The 12,744-nt window shown below is 62.2% G+C and carries 17 protein-coding genes; 16 read left to right on the forward strand and 1 reads right to left on the reverse strand.

What is annotated here, in order from left to right; genetic code table 11:
- Window positions 1-14 precede the first annotated feature (14 nt).
- From rplF to GUV69_RS20995, 16 genes are all read left to right on the forward strand, one after another.
- A complete protein-coding gene (rplF, locus tag GUV69_RS20920; RefSeq protein ID WP_104042533.1) occupies window positions 15-551 on the forward strand; it encodes a 50S ribosomal protein L6 in 537 nt (178 codons plus the stop codon).
- Window positions 552-553: 2 nt separating this feature from the next.
- Window positions 554-937 carry a 50S ribosomal protein L18 gene (gene rplR / locus GUV69_RS20925; protein WP_058931720.1) on the forward strand — a complete coding sequence of 128 codons (384 nt, stop codon included), beginning with the start codon at window positions 554-556 and terminating at the stop codon, window positions 935-937.
- The gene (gene rpsE / locus GUV69_RS20930; RefSeq protein WP_164205900.1) at window positions 934-1,665 is read left to right on the forward strand and encodes a 30S ribosomal protein S5; all 732 of its coding nucleotides are present in this window, start codon (window positions 934-936) and stop codon (window positions 1,663-1,665) included. Before rplR ends, rpsE begins: the two co-directional genes overlap by 4 nt.
- A gap of 3 nt (window positions 1,666-1,668) precedes the next feature.
- A complete protein-coding gene (rpmD, locus tag GUV69_RS20935) occupies window positions 1,669-1,875 on the forward strand; it encodes a 50S ribosomal protein L30 (RefSeq protein WP_164205902.1) in 207 nt (68 codons plus the stop codon).
- On the forward strand, window positions 1,876-2,370 hold the full coding sequence (rplO, locus tag GUV69_RS20940; protein ID WP_051628706.1) for a 50S ribosomal protein L15: 495 nt from the start codon (window positions 1,876-1,878) through the stop codon (window positions 2,368-2,370). It abuts the gene before it with no gap.
- A gap of 218 nt (window positions 2,371-2,588) precedes the next feature.
- A complete protein-coding gene (gene secY / locus GUV69_RS20945) occupies window positions 2,589-3,899 on the forward strand; it encodes a preprotein translocase subunit SecY (RefSeq protein ID WP_164205906.1) in 1,311 nt (436 codons plus the stop codon).
- Between the two features lie 5 nt (window positions 3,900-3,904).
- Complete coding sequence (locus GUV69_RS20950; protein ID WP_208786684.1) at window positions 3,905-4,474, forward strand: adenylate kinase; 570 nt, start codon at window positions 3,905-3,907, stop codon at window positions 4,472-4,474.
- 71 nt (window positions 4,475-4,545) lie between these two features.
- Window positions 4,546-5,373, forward strand: coding sequence for a type I methionyl aminopeptidase (gene map / locus GUV69_RS20955; RefSeq protein WP_164205910.1), 828 nt, complete (start codon window positions 4,546-4,548; stop codon window positions 5,371-5,373).
- Window positions 5,374-5,531: 158 nt separating this feature from the next.
- Complete coding sequence (locus GUV69_RS20960) at window positions 5,532-6,521, forward strand: P1 family peptidase (protein WP_431197120.1); 990 nt, start codon at window positions 5,532-5,534, stop codon at window positions 6,519-6,521.
- A gap of 172 nt (window positions 6,522-6,693) precedes the next feature.
- Entirely contained in the window at window positions 6,694-6,915 is a 222-nt protein-coding gene (gene infA / locus GUV69_RS20965) for a translation initiation factor IF-1 (RefSeq protein ID WP_009358723.1), read from the forward strand.
- A 69-nt stretch (window positions 6,916-6,984) separates the two neighbouring features.
- Window positions 6,985-7,098 carry a 50S ribosomal protein L36 gene (gene rpmJ, locus GUV69_RS20970; RefSeq protein ID WP_009358722.1) on the forward strand — a complete coding sequence of 38 codons (114 nt, stop codon included), beginning with the start codon at window positions 6,985-6,987 and terminating at the stop codon, window positions 7,096-7,098.
- A 176-nt stretch (window positions 7,099-7,274) separates the two neighbouring features.
- Window positions 7,275-7,649: a 30S ribosomal protein S13 gene (rpsM, locus tag GUV69_RS20975; protein WP_028275004.1), complete on the forward strand. Its 375-nt coding sequence runs from the start codon at window positions 7,275-7,277 to the stop codon at window positions 7,647-7,649.
- A 52-nt stretch (window positions 7,650-7,701) separates the two neighbouring features.
- Window positions 7,702-8,103: a 30S ribosomal protein S11 gene (rpsK, locus tag GUV69_RS20980; protein ID WP_018769149.1), complete on the forward strand. Its 402-nt coding sequence runs from the start codon at window positions 7,702-7,704 to the stop codon at window positions 8,101-8,103.
- Between the two features lie 130 nt (window positions 8,104-8,233).
- Entirely contained in the window at window positions 8,234-9,244 is a 1,011-nt protein-coding gene (locus GUV69_RS20985; protein ID WP_164205914.1) for a DNA-directed RNA polymerase subunit alpha, read from the forward strand.
- A gap of 66 nt (window positions 9,245-9,310) precedes the next feature.
- The gene (gene rplQ / locus GUV69_RS20990; protein WP_164205915.1) at window positions 9,311-9,949 is read left to right on the forward strand and encodes a 50S ribosomal protein L17; all 639 of its coding nucleotides are present in this window, start codon (window positions 9,311-9,313) and stop codon (window positions 9,947-9,949) included.
- A gap of 31 nt (window positions 9,950-9,980) precedes the next feature.
- Window positions 9,981-10,874 (forward strand): tRNA pseudouridine synthase A, encoded by an 894-nt coding sequence (locus GUV69_RS20995; protein ID WP_164205917.1) that lies wholly within the window; start codon window positions 9,981-9,983, stop codon window positions 10,872-10,874.
- Between the two features lie 23 nt (window positions 10,875-10,897).
- Here GUV69_RS20995 and GUV69_RS21000 read toward each other — a convergent pair whose 3' ends face one another.
- Window positions 10,898-12,565 carry a sensor histidine kinase gene (locus GUV69_RS21000; protein ID WP_164205918.1) on the reverse strand — a complete coding sequence of 556 codons (1,668 nt, stop codon included), beginning with the start codon at window positions 12,563-12,565 and terminating at the stop codon, window positions 10,898-10,900.
- Window positions 12,566-12,744 lie beyond the last annotated feature (179 nt).

A 12,744-nucleotide genomic window follows, 5' to 3' on the forward strand; every position in this document is an offset into this window, starting at 1 on the left:
AAAGGAAGAGAATAATGTCACGTATTGGACGTCTCCCCATCACCGTTCCCGCCGGCGTTGAGGTCAAGGTTGACGGCTCTGTCGTCAGCGTCAAGGGTTCCAAAGGCGAGCTGAACCACACTGTGGCCAGCCCGATCGAGGTTTCCCTGGAAGCAGACACCCTGACTGTCGCCCGCCCGAACGACGAGCGCGCCTCCCGTTCACTCCACGGCCTGACCCGCACCCTGATCTCCAACATGATCGAGGGCGTTACCAAGGGCTACGAGAAGAAGCTTGAAATCGTTGGTACTGGTTACCGCGTTCAGGCCAAGGGATCTGACCTTGAGTTCGCTCTCGGCTACAGCCACCCGGTAAATGTCTCCGCACCGGACGGCATCACCTTTGCAGTTGAGACCCCGACCAAGCTCTCTGTTTCAGGTATCAACAAGCAGCAGGTCGGCGAGGTTGCTGCCAACATTCGCAAGCTGCGGAAGCCGGACCCCTATAAGGGCAAGGGCATTCGCTACGCAGGCGAAGTCATCCGCCGCAAGGTCGGAAAGGCTGGTAAGTAACCATGGCCATCTCAATTAACAAGAAGCGTACGAACAAGAGCAAGTCTGCTTCGCGCAGCCGCCGCCAGCTTCGTATCCGCAAGCGCATCTCCGGTACGGCTGTACGTCCTCGTCTGGTCGTCAACCGTTCCGCACGCCACGTATTCGTCCAGGTTGTCGATGACACCAAGGGCCTGACCGTGGCAAGCGCCTCCACACTGGAAGCCGATCTTCGTGCATTCGAAGGCGACAAGACCGCCAAGGCCAAGCGCGTTGGCGAGCTCGTTGCCGAGCGCGCGAAGGCTGCCGGTATCGAAGCAGTTGTCTTCGACCGCGGTGGTAACAAGTACCACGGCCGGATTGCCGCTGTCGCTGACGGCGCACGTGAAGGTGGGCTGTCACTGTGACGGAAGCAAACAACGAAAAGGACACTGTGTCTGCAGATCAGAAGGCGACTGAAGCCGTAGCTGCTCCGGCCACTGAGACCACTGCTCCCGCAGCCGCTGCCGATGACCGCCGTGGTGGCGCTCGTCGTGGCGAGCGTGGAGACCGTGGCCAGGGCCGTGGCGACCGTGGTGGCCGTGGCGGCCGCGACGGCGGCCGTGAAGCTGAAAAGAGCCAGTTCATCGAGCGCGTTGTCACCATCAACCGCGTTTCCAAGGTGGTCAAGGGTGGTCGTCGCTTCAGCTTCACCGCTCTGGTCGTCGTTGGCGACGGTAACGGCATGGTCGGCGTTGGCTACGGCAAGGCTAAGGAAGTTCCCGCCGCAATCGCGAAGGGCGTTGAAGAGGCTAAGAAGTCCTTCTTCCGCGTTCCCCGCATTGGCAACACCATCCCGCACCGCGTTCAGGGTGAGGCTGCCGCAGGCGTCGTAATGCTGCGTCCGGCTTCCGCCGGTACCGGTGTTATCGCCGGTGGCCCGGTCCGTGCAGTACTGGAGTGCGTGGGCATCCACGACATCCTCTCCAAGTCGCTCGGTTCCTCAAACGCCATCAACATCGTTCACGCGACCGTTGATGCACTGAAGCGCCTCGAAGAGCCGGCAGCAGTGGCAGCACGCCGCGGCCTGCCCCTCGACGAGGTTGCTCCGCCGGCAATGGTGAAGGCAATCCTGAACCAGAAGGCGGGTGTCTAAGTCATGGCTAAGAACCTGATTCCCTCCGACGCTCAGTTGGAGATCACTCAGATCAAGTCCGTCATTGGCGGCAAGCAGAACCAGCGCGACACCCTGCGGTCCCTCGGCCTGAAGCGGATCGGACACACCGTTGTCCGCACCGCCGACGCCGTGACCGTTGGAATGCTCAACACGGTTCCGCACCTGGTACAGGTAGAGGAGGCGAAGTAAATGGCAGAGAAGAACACTGCTGAGAAGGCACAGGGCGCGGCTGCTGAGAAGCAGAACGCTCTGAAGGTCCACCACCTGCGTCCCGCCCCGGGTGCCAAGACCGCCAAGACCCGTGTGGGTCGTGGTGAAGGTTCCAAGGGTAAGACCGCCGGTCGCGGTACCAAGGGTACGAAGGCCCGCTACCAGATCAAGGCTGGCTTTGCCGGCGGCCAGTTGCCGCTGCACATGCGCCTGCCGAAGCTGCGCGGCTTCAAGAACCCGTTCCGGGTTGAGTTCCAGGTTGTAAACCTGGACAAGCTCAACGAGCTGTTCCCGGAAGGTGGCGCAGTCACCGTGGAGAACCTGGTCGAAAAGGGTGCCGTTCGCAAGAACCAGCCCGTCAAGGTGCTGGGCACCGGCGACATCACCGTCAAGGTTGACGTCACGGCCCACGCATTCTCGGCCAGCGCCGCAGAGAAGATTGCTGCAGCAGGCGGAAGCACCACCGCTCTCTAGCAGACGGTGGGCATAAGCCCGTTGTGAACTCCCGGTGTGCAGGACCCCAGGGCCCTGCACGCCGGGAGTTTCTTCATATCCGCCTGCCGAAAATTTCCTGCCGCCCGTCGCGCGGTTGACCTTGCGGATTATTCGCATGGCCAATCCACCCGTTAGACTCGGTTGTTGGGATTATTGACCCCCATCACACCACGCTTATTAACAACACAGGAGGACGCTTGCTTAGCGCATTTGGCCGGGCCTTTCGCACGCCTGATCTGCGACGCAAGTTGTTGTTCACGCTGGGAATCATCACAATCTTCCGCTTGGGTGCCTTCATTCCCTCGCCTGGTGTGAACTACCAGAATGTCCAGCAATGCTTGCAGAACGGTCAGACAGCAGGCGGGCTCTACCAGCTCGTCAACCTGTTCAGCGGCGGTGCCTTGCTTCAGGTGTCCATCTTCGCCCTGGGCATCATGCCGTACATTACGGCCAGCATCATCGTGCAGCTGCTCCGGGTGGTCATTCCCCGGTTCCAGCAGCTGTACGAAGAGGGCGCCTCCGGGCAGTCCAAGCTCACGCAGTACACGCGGTACCTCACCATCGCACTGGGTCTGCTGAACGCTACGACGCTGGTGTCGCTGGCCCGTTCAGGCCAGCTGCTGCCAGGCTGTGCACTGCCGATCATCCCGGATAACAGCATCATCACCACGATCCTGCTGATCATCACCCTCACGGCCGGCACCGGACTCATCATGTGGATGGGCGAGCTCGTCACCGAAAAGGGTGTGGGCAACGGTATGTCGCTGCTCATCTTCACCTCCATCGCGGCGACCTTCCCCACCTCCCTGGGCGCCATCTGGAGCTCGCAGGGCCCGGGCACGTTCTTTATGGTCCTGGCCATCGGGCTTGTCACTGTTGCCCTGGTTGTGTTCGTGGAGCAGTCCCAGCGCCGCGTTCCGGTGCAGTATGCCAAGCGCATGATCGGACGCCGCACGGTAGGCGGCACCAGCACCTACATTCCCATCAAGGTGAACATGGCCGGCGTGATCCCCGTGATCTTCGCTTCGTCCATGCTTTACCTGCCGGGACTTATCTCGCAGTTCAACCAGCCCAAAGCCGGTGAACAGCTTCAGCCGTGGGTTGAGTGGATCAACAACAACCTGACCCGTGGCGACCACCCGATCTATATGGCGCTGTACTTCGCCATGATCGTGTTTTTCACATACTTCTACGTCGCGATCACCTTCAACCCTGAAGAGGTCTCCGACAACATGAAGAAGTACGGCGGTTTCATTCCGGGTATCCGTGCCGGTAAACCGACCGCGGACTACCTGCAGTACGTGCTCTCCCGGATCACGCTGCCCGGCGCCCTGTACCTGGGCTTCGTGGCGCTGATTCCATTGGTTGCACTGGTACTGATCAACGCGAACCAGAACTTCCCGTTCGGTGGCACCTCGATCCTGATCATGGTGGGCGTTGGCCTTGAAACCGTCAAGCAAATAGATGCGCAACTACAGCAACGTCACTACGAAGGGCTTTTGCGATGACGAAAATGTTGATTATTGGACCGCCCGGTTCCGGTAAAGGAACCCAGGCAGAACGTATTTCCGAGCGCCTCGGTGTCGTGGCGATTTCCACCGGTGATATCTTCCGCGCGAATGTGAAGGGCGAAACGCCCCTTGGCATCGAGGCCAAGAAGTACATGGACGCAGGGGACTTCGTTCCGGACAGCGTGACCAACAAAATGGTCCGCGACCGCCTCAGCGAGGACGACGTCGAAAACGGCTTCCTCCTGGACGGCTACCCGCGCACCACTGCGCAGGTTGACTACCTCGACGGGATCCTCGCGAACAGCGAAGAGAAGCTCGACGTCGTCCTGCAGCTCACGGCCGACGACGAGGAACTCGTTGCCCGCCTGCTTGGCCGCGCCAAGGAAACCGGCCGGAGCGACGACAACGAAGCCGTAATCCGCCACCGCCTCGACCTGTACCACGAGCAGACCGAGGCCGTTGTGGCCAAGTATGCCGAACGCGGCATCCTTACACAGGTTGACGGCATTGGCGGCATCGACGAGGTCACCGACCGCGTTATGTCTGCCATCAAGGCAGCTCAGGCCGCCTGAGTCAGGCAAACAGTATTTCGAGGCTCCTCCCGGCACCCCGGGAGGAGCCTCAGCCATTGAGAGGACACACCATGGCCTTCGGCCAGCCCCGTATCGAATACAAAACCAACGCCCAGATGCGCACAATGCACGAGGCCGGCCTGGTCTTGAGCCGTGCATTGGATGCTGCCGTTGCAGCGGCCGTGCCCGGCGTCACCACCAAGCACCTGGACGACGTCTTCGCCGCGGTGCTGAACGAAGCCGGCGCCAAGTCCAACTTCCTTGGCTACCACGGCTTCCCGGCCACCGTCTGCACGTCCGTGAACGAGGAAGTTGTGCACGGCATCCCCGGCGGCCGTGTCCTGAACGACGGCGACATCATCTCGATTGATGGCGGCGCGATTGTTGACGGCTGGCATTCGGACTCCGCGCGGACAGTCATCGTGGGCACCGCTGATCCGGAGGACCAGCGGCTCTCCGATGTCACTCAGGCTGCCATGTGGCACGGCATCGCGGCGCTGGCCAAGCGCGGCCATGTGGGCGACGTCGGCGCAGCCATCGACGACTACGTCTCGTCGGTTCCGGGGAAGCCGCTGGGCATCCTCGAGGACTATGTGGGCCACGGCATCGGCTCAGAGATGCACATGGCGCCGGACGTCCTGAACTACCGGACCAGTCACCGCGGCCCCAAGGTCAAGGCGGGCCTGTGCCTGGCCATTGAACCGATGCTGGTCCGCGGCAGCATCGATACCGCCGTCCTGGCGGATGACTGGACCGTGGTGACCACCGACGGCAATCGCTCCTGCCAGTGGGAACATTCCGTGGCTGTCCACGATCGGGGGATCTGGGTTCTCTCAGCTCCCGACGGCGGGGCGGAGCACCTGGTGCCGCTCGGCGTCACGCCTGTCCCGATCCCGTAGGATTCGGCGCTCCACGGGACGCGCTTTTCCCTTGCGACACAGAAAATCCCTGGCGACACCCTTATAAGGGTGTCGCCAGGGATTTTTCGTGTCCCGGGAGGCTTTGTGCGTCGTCAAGCGGATGTCCGGTGACAGGGGTGCAGGGCAGAATGGAGGCCATGGGAGCCATTACCGACGTGCCGGGGATCCGGGTTGGGCATGTACAGAAGACCGACGCCGGGTGGCTGAGCGGGGTGACGGTGGTGCTGCCGCCGCCGGGGACGGTCGGGTCCGTGGACGTCCGCGGGGGCGGTCCGGGAACTCACGAGACCGACGCCCTGGATCCCACCACCCTGGTTTCCACAGTCGACGCCGTGGTCCTCACCGGCGGCAGCGCCTACGGCCTGGTCGCGGCGCACGGCGCGCAGCGCTGGTGCGAGGAGAACGGCCGGGGCTTCCCCGTCACCGGGGGAGTGGTGCCGATCGTCCCCGCCGCCGCGATCTTCGACCTGGGCCGCGGCGGAGATTTTTCGGCGCGCCCGACGGCGGACATGGGCTTTGCGGCAGCCGTCGCCGCCGCCGCGGAGAAGGACGGGCACGCCGTCGCGCGCGGCAACGTAGGCGCAGGAACCGGAGCAGTCATCGCCAGGACCTACAAAGGGGGAGTAGGCACGGCCTCCATCACGCTCGAGAACGGCGTTGTTGTCGGAGCCGTTGCCGTTGTGAACGCACTGGGACAGCCCATTGCGGACGGCGGGCAGGAGCCGCAGCCCTCCGCGCGCTCGGTCGTGCCTCCCTTAGACGCGCGCTTCCGGGCTCCGGAACCTGCCCACCTGGATGCGCCGCCCCTGAACACGACTCTCGTGGTCGTTGCAACCAATGCGGTACTCGACGTGGCCGAGTGTAAGCGGACTGCCTCGGCGGCGCATGCCGGCTTGGCCCGGGCGCTCAACCCGAGCCATACGTTGGCGGACGGGGACACCGTCTTTTGCCTCTCCACGTGTGACGTCGCGCTGGACCGGAGTTCCGAGACTGCCCGGCAGATAAGTCTCATCACGCTCCAAAGCGCGGCAGCCGACGTCGTACGCCTGGCAATCCTGGATGGGGTGCACAGCGCGGCGGCGGTAAGTACTCCTGCCGGCGAATATGGTGCGTACGGCGCCCCGTAGGTTACTATGCTCGATTTAACATTTACCGCGATAGAGGGTAGTGTTGCTTGTTGGTTGTCTGGCCTGCTGTGCCCTGTTTGGGGCCTGAGGTGATAACCGATCCAACAAAAACGTTCGTGGTCGTGTCCGGTGCAATCCGGCAGGGCTGCGGCAACAACAGTTAGCGGAGGGTATGGCCAAGAAGGACGGGGTCATTGAGATCGAAGGCGTTGTGACCGAGGCGCTGCCTAACGCGATGTTTCGCGTTGAGCTGACCAACAAGCACATCGTACTCGCGCACATCTCAGGCAAGATGCGCCAGCACTACATCAGGATTCTCCCTGAGGACCGGGTAGTGGTGGAACTGAGCCCTTATGACCTCACACGGGGTCGTATCGTCTACCGCTACAAGTAAATTCTGGGCAGTCTCAGCATCAGCTGAAGGCTGGACCAGTTGACCAACTGCCACACGCAAAGGAATGCCATGAAGGTCAAGCCGAGCGTCAAGCAGATCTGCGAAAAGTGCAAAGTGATCCGCCGTAATGGCCGGGTCATGGTGATCTGCGAGAACCCGCGCCACAAGCAGCGCCAGGGCTAATTTCCTTCGTTGAAGGAAACCCTGGGTTGCTAACCCACGCAAGTAAATAAAGGCAGCACAAGCTGAATTGGGACGTATGAGCCCGGACAGCTAACCCCCGGTCGGAGGCTGGGGCCGCACAGTACGTGCGGGTGTACTGCCTACGACCTCCGGTTTATTCAAGGAGTACTGCCAATATGGCTCGTCTCGCTGGCGTAGACATTCCCCGCGAAAAGCGGTTGGAAATTGCGCTTACTTACATCTACGGCGTGGGTAAGACCCGTGCACACGAAACCCTGGCTGCCACTGGCATCAGCGCTGACGTCCGCGTTAAGGACCTCACCGATGCCCAGCTGGTTGAGCTGCGTGATTACATCGAAGGCAACTACAAGGTTGAGGGTGACCTTCGCCGCGAAGTAGCAGCTGATATCCGCCGCAAGGTTGAAATCGGCAGCTACGAAGGTATTCGCCACCGTAAGGGCCTGCCCGTTCGTGGGCAGCGTACGAAGACCAACGCCCGTACCCGCAAGGGCCCGAAGCGCACCGTCGCAGGCAAGAAGAAGGCCCGTTAAATCCTCCGGGATTAACACGGCTTTCCCCGATAACTTTCTGTAGGAGAAAAAAATGCCCCCAAAGACTCGTGGCGCGGTTCGCAAGCCGCGTAAGAAGGACAAAAAGAATATCGCGCTGGGCCAGGCGCACATCAAGAGCACTTTCAACAACACCATCGTTTCCATCACGGATCCGAACGGCGCTGTTATCTCTTGGGCTTCCTCAGGTGAGGTCGGCTTCAAGGGCTCGCGTAAGTCCACCCCCTTCGCCGCTCAGATGGCTGCCGAAGCCGCTGCCAAGCGTGCGCAGGAGCACGGCATGCGCAAGGTTGACGTTTTCGTGAAGGGTCCGGGATCCGGTCGCGAGACCGCAATCCGCTCGCTGCAGGCCGCTGGCCTGGAGGTTGGCTCCATCCAGGACGTCACCCCCGCAGCCCACAACGGCTGCCGTCCGCCCAAGCGCCGCCGCGTCTAAGCCTTTCCAGCTGTTTGAGCTTGCCCGGACCGTTACGGTCCGGGCAAGCCCAGCCGCGTTAAGTCTTCAGACCGAATTTCCACCACCTGTGTTGCGTCATATAGCGTATGCTCGCCGAAAGGAAACCTAAGTGCTCATTGCACAGCGCCCCACCCTCTCCGAAGAGGTAGTCTCCGACAACCGTTCACGGTTCATCATCGAACCGCTGGAACCGGGCTTCGGCTACACCCTCGGTAACTCCCTCCGCCGTACCCTGCTTTCCTCCATCCCCGGTGCCGCTGTAACCAGCATCCGGATCGATGGCGTGCTGCACGAGTTCACCACGGTTCCCGGTGTCAAGGAGGATGTCACTGAGATCATCCTGAACATCAAGAGCCTGTCGGTCTCCTCCGAGCACGACGAGCCGGTTGTTGCTTACCTGCGCAAGCAGGGCCCCGGAATCGTCACCGCTGCGGACATCGCTCCGCCGGCCGGCGTCGAATTCCACAACCCGGATCTGCACATTGCCACGCTGAACTCGAAGGGCAAGTTCGAACTCGAACTGACCATCGAGCGCGGCCGCGGCTACGTTTCGGCAGCTCAGAACAAGTCCGGCGACTCCGAGATCGGCCGTATCCCGGTCGACTCGATCTACTCGCCGGTGCTGAAGGTTACTTTCCGCGTGGAAGCAACCCGTGTTGAGCAGCGCACCGACTTCGACAAGCTCATTGTCGACGTCGAGACAAAGCAGGCCATCGCCCCGCGCGATGCTGTTGCCTCCGCAGGTACCACCCTGGTGGAACTCTTCGGTCTGGCCCGCGAGCTGAACACCGCAGCTGAAGGTATCGAGATTGGCCCGTCGCCTACGGATGCTGCCCTGGCAGCAGACATGGCACTGCCGATCGAGGATCTGGACCTCACCGTCCGTTCCTACAACTGCCTCAAGCGTGAGGGCATCCACACCGTGGGTGAACTTGTTGCACGCTCCGAGGCTGACCTGATGGACATCCGTAACTTCGGTGCGAAGTCCATTGACGAGGTCAAGGCAAAGCTGGTTGAACTGGGCCTGTCCCTCAAGGACTCGCCTCCCGGTTTTGACCTCGCAGCACGCGCCGCAGCAATTGAAGAGGACGACGCCGCTTTCGGCGACGACGAACTCTAAAACAGATCTTTGCCGGCGGGCACCATGGTGTGCTCACCACCGGCTTCCATATGAGGAGAAACTATTATGCCTACCCCCGCTAAGGGTCCGCGCCTCGGAGGCGGAGCGGCTCACGAGCGTCTTATGCTCGCGAACCTGTCCGCTGCACTGTTCGAGCACAAGCGGATCACCACCACGGTGACCAAGGCCAAGCGCCTGAAGCCGTACGCCGAGCGTCTGGTGACTTTCGCCAAGCGCGGCGACCTGGCTTCCCGCCGCCGTGTACTCGGCCTGATCAGCAACAAGGGCATCGTCCACGAGCTGTTCACCGACATTGCACAGGCAGTGGAGAACCGCGAAGGCGGCTACACCCGCATCACCAAGATCGGCAACCGCAAGGGCGACAACGCTCCCATGGCTGTCATCGAACTGGTTCTCGAGCCGGTTTCCGCCAAGCAGGCCGTTGTAGCCGAGGCTACCTCTGCTGCAAAGCGCGACGCTGACAAGAAGGAAGCAGCCGCTGCTCCTGCCGCCGAGGAAGCTGCTGAAGCTCCCGAGGCCGAGGTCGTAGAGACCGAAGCTGCTGCTGCTCCCGAGGCTGAAGCCGAAGCTGCAACCGAAGAGGCTCCGGCCGCTGAGGAAGCTGCCACGGAAGAAGCTCCGGCCGCGAAGAAGGCTGCTAAGGCTCCCGCCGCTAAGAAGAAGGACGAGGACGAAGCGAAGTAGTTCGCCCGTTCCGTCGCATAGACTTAGGTCTATGAACCACCAAAAACCCGCGGCCCCCGTTTCAGGGGGCGGCGGGTTTTTGCGTTTGAGGCTTGATTTATCGTACGACGGCGGCCCCTTTAGCGGGTGGGCGCTGCAGCCTGGTTTGCGGACCATTCAGGGAATCCTTGAGGAGGCACTGGCCTTGCTGGTCCGGCGCCCCATCAGGGTGACGGTGGCGGGGCGCACCGATGCCGGCGTCCACGCGCGCGGGCAGGTGGTCCACCTGGACCTCACGGAGGCCGAGTGGCTGGGACTGCCGCGGGGGCATGAGCTGGATCCCGCCGTCGCGCTTCTGCGCCGGATCCGGGGGGCACTCAGCCGCGGGCTGGGCGATTTGTCCGGGGCGATCGAGGTGCACCAGGTGTCACTGGCCCCGGTGGGATTCGATGCCCGCTTCTCGGCCCTGTGGCGCCGCTACAGCTACCGCATCGCGGACGGCCCTGCCCTGTGGGACCCGCTGGAACGCTACTTCACGCTGTGGCATAAGAATCCGCTGGACGTATCGCTGTTGAATGAGGGCGCCTCAAAGCTGCTGGGCCTGCAGAACTTCCTGTCCTACTGCAAGCCGCGGGAGGGGGCCACCACCGTCCGGGAGCTCCAGCGCTTCGAGTTCCGCCGCGGCGAGGACGGCGTCATCGTGGCCACAGTCCAGGCGGACGCCTTCTGCCACAACATGGTCCGGTCCCTGGTTGGCTCGGCCCTGTATGTGGGTGAGGGCGTGGAGGAACCGGGCTGGCTCTACGGGCGGCTGCTGGCCAAGAAGCGCGACGCGAAGTCCGTGCTGGCGGCACCGCACCCGCTGGTCCTTGAGGAAGTGGCCTACCCGTCCGAGGACGAGATGCTGGCACGGGCCGAGCTGACGCGGGCCGTGCGGAAGCACTAGGTTCCTGCCCAGCGGGAACCAGGTCAGAAGGACGCCGGAGGTCCCTCAGCCGGCAGCGTCATCGTAAAGGTGCTGCCCTTGCCGCGGTCGCTGATGCACGTGACCCCGCCTCCATGGGATTCCACGATCATCTTCGTGATCGAGAGCCCCAAGCCGGCACCCGGGACACCTGCTTTCCGGGCTGATTCTGTGCGGAAGTAGCGGCGGAACACCATATCGGAATCATCAGGACTCATACCCATCCCCGTATCGTGGACCCGGAGTTGGACCCAGTCCCCGCTGCTGGTGGCGCTGATGTCCACAACACCGCCGTCGGGGGAGTACTTGATTGCATTGGACACCAGGTTATCCAGGGCCTGTCCTATCCGAAGCGGATCGGCGTAAGCCCACAGGGGCGAAGGAATGTCCGCGGCAAGCCGCACGCCGGAACGGTCTGCAGCGGCACGGGCCGAGTTAAGGCTGCTTTCCACGAGGCTGGCCAGGTCAGTGAGTTTCGGATGCACCCTTAATGCCGTGGAAGCTGTGGCCGAGAGATCGGACAGCAGGGCCAGCAGCCGTTCGGAGTTCCGTTGCACCACTGTTAGGCGGTCGGCGTTGACCGGGGACAGCTCAGCGGCATCTTCCAGGACAAGGTCAACATTTCCCAGGATGGAGTTCAGCGGAGTCCTGAACTCGTGGGAGACAGTGGAGATTAGTTCCTCGTTCGCGGCCAGCGCCTCCACCCACCCTGTGACGTCGTTGTAGACCACAACCGCGCCGTTCAGGCTCCCGTCGTCCCCAATCAGCGGCCGGGCGGCTGTGGAATAGGCCCGCTGCCCAGGTACCGCGCCAGCCCACACCAGATAATCGGCGAAGGATTCTCCGGCAATGGCCCGGTTGATGGGACGCTTAGCGGGCGGCAGCAGGGTCTGTCTGTCCTGCCCGAAGATGAGTTGGTGACCCTGCCCCGGCATCTCGTCAGTTACACCGGTGGCCTGCCTGAAAATACGCTGCCGGTAGTTCGTCACGAGATAGCGGCCCGAGCGGTCCACGGCAGCTATGGCGACGTCGGTGGCATCCAGGATGGTGGTCAGCAGTTCCTCGCGTTCCCGGCTTTCGGCAAGCAGCTGCCGCAGTTCCTCGCCCATCGACTGCAGTTCGCGCTGCTGGACGCGCATGTTGGCGCTGGAAAAGCGTATGGCCAGCGATACAGCCAGCATCATGAGGGGGAAGAGGAGCAATGCTGTGAGGTCGGCGGGCGTGACATTGGGGAACCGTGCGGCCGTTGAGGGGAGCATGATCAGGAACGGCCCCACGGCGCTCAGCGCAAGGTTGGTGCGCACCAGTATGCCGGATGCAGCGAGCCAGATAACCGGGAAGACCACCAAAATGGCCAGGCCCGGCAGGAGCTGGGCGGCTCCATTTCGCAGCAGGCCGATTGCGAGGATGTCCAGTACCGGGACGATGAGATAGGCGCTGGAGCGAAGCCGTTCCCAAGGAATCACGAAGCATGCCACAAACAACATGAAATGAAGGACCAGTCCGGCGAGGAATGCCGGACTGGACAGGAGGGATGGCCACGTGAACGGAGTCATGACGCCAATGACGCTGACGATCAGGATCAACGGAAGCTGGCAGAGCGCTACCTGGGCCCGCCGGCCGAGCCGTCTGAAATAGAGCGCAACGCCCCGCGGGGAGGCACGAACGGCCATAGAGGTCTCCAAAGTTCCTGACGCCCCCATCCGTCCCCAACGATTTCCTGCGTCCACACGTCTGACGGCTGGCCGAAACAACCCTCAGGATCCTAATGTGCATGTCATGTCATGATAATTGACTTTTCAAACGTAAAGGTGGGAAGTGGTGTCATCTGCCGTTCATACTTGTAGCGTAT

The sequence above is a fragment of the [Micrococcus luteus] ATCC 49442 genome (genome assembly GCF_010367585.1).
Lineage (GTDB): Bacteria > Actinomycetota > Actinomycetes > Actinomycetales > Micrococcaceae > Arthrobacter > Arthrobacter luteus_A.

Excerpts from the sequence above, each read along its gene's own strand:
- rplF (WP_104042533.1), top strand. The coding sequence starts at position 15 with ATGTCACGTATTGGACGTCTCCCCATCACCGTTCCCGCCGGCGTTGAG.
- rplR (WP_058931720.1), top strand. The coding sequence starts at position 554 with ATGGCCATCTCAATTAACAAGAAGCGTACGAACAAGAGCAAGTCTGCT.
- rpmD (WP_164205902.1), top strand. The coding sequence starts at position 1,669 with ATGGCTAAGAACCTGATTCCCTCCGACGCTCAGTTGGAGATCACTCAG.
- rplO (WP_051628706.1), top strand. The coding sequence starts at position 1,876 with ATGGCAGAGAAGAACACTGCTGAGAAGGCACAGGGCGCGGCTGCTGAG.
- GUV69_RS20950 (WP_208786684.1), top strand. The coding sequence starts at position 3,905 with ATGTTGATTATTGGACCGCCCGGTTCCGGTAAAGGAACCCAGGCAGAA.
- map (WP_164205910.1), top strand. The coding sequence starts at position 4,546 with ATGGCCTTCGGCCAGCCCCGTATCGAATACAAAACCAACGCCCAGATG.
- GUV69_RS20960 (WP_431197120.1), top strand. The coding sequence starts at position 5,532 with ATGGGAGCCATTACCGACGTGCCGGGGATCCGGGTTGGGCATGTACAG.
- infA (WP_009358723.1), top strand. The coding sequence starts at position 6,694 with ATGGCCAAGAAGGACGGGGTCATTGAGATCGAAGGCGTTGTGACCGAG.
- rpmJ (WP_009358722.1), top strand. The coding sequence starts at position 6,985 with ATGAAGGTCAAGCCGAGCGTCAAGCAGATCTGCGAAAAGTGCAAAGTG.
- rpsM (WP_028275004.1), top strand. The coding sequence starts at position 7,275 with ATGGCTCGTCTCGCTGGCGTAGACATTCCCCGCGAAAAGCGGTTGGAA.
- rpsK (WP_018769149.1), top strand. The coding sequence starts at position 7,702 with ATGCCCCCAAAGACTCGTGGCGCGGTTCGCAAGCCGCGTAAGAAGGAC.
- rplQ (WP_164205915.1), top strand. The coding sequence starts at position 9,311 with ATGCCTACCCCCGCTAAGGGTCCGCGCCTCGGAGGCGGAGCGGCTCAC.
- GUV69_RS20995 (WP_164205917.1), top strand. The coding sequence starts at position 9,981 with ATGAACCACCAAAAACCCGCGGCCCCCGTTTCAGGGGGCGGCGGGTTT.
- GUV69_RS21000 (WP_164205918.1), bottom strand. The coding sequence starts at position 12,565 with ATGGCCGTTCGTGCCTCCCCGCGGGGCGTTGCGCTCTATTTCAGACGG.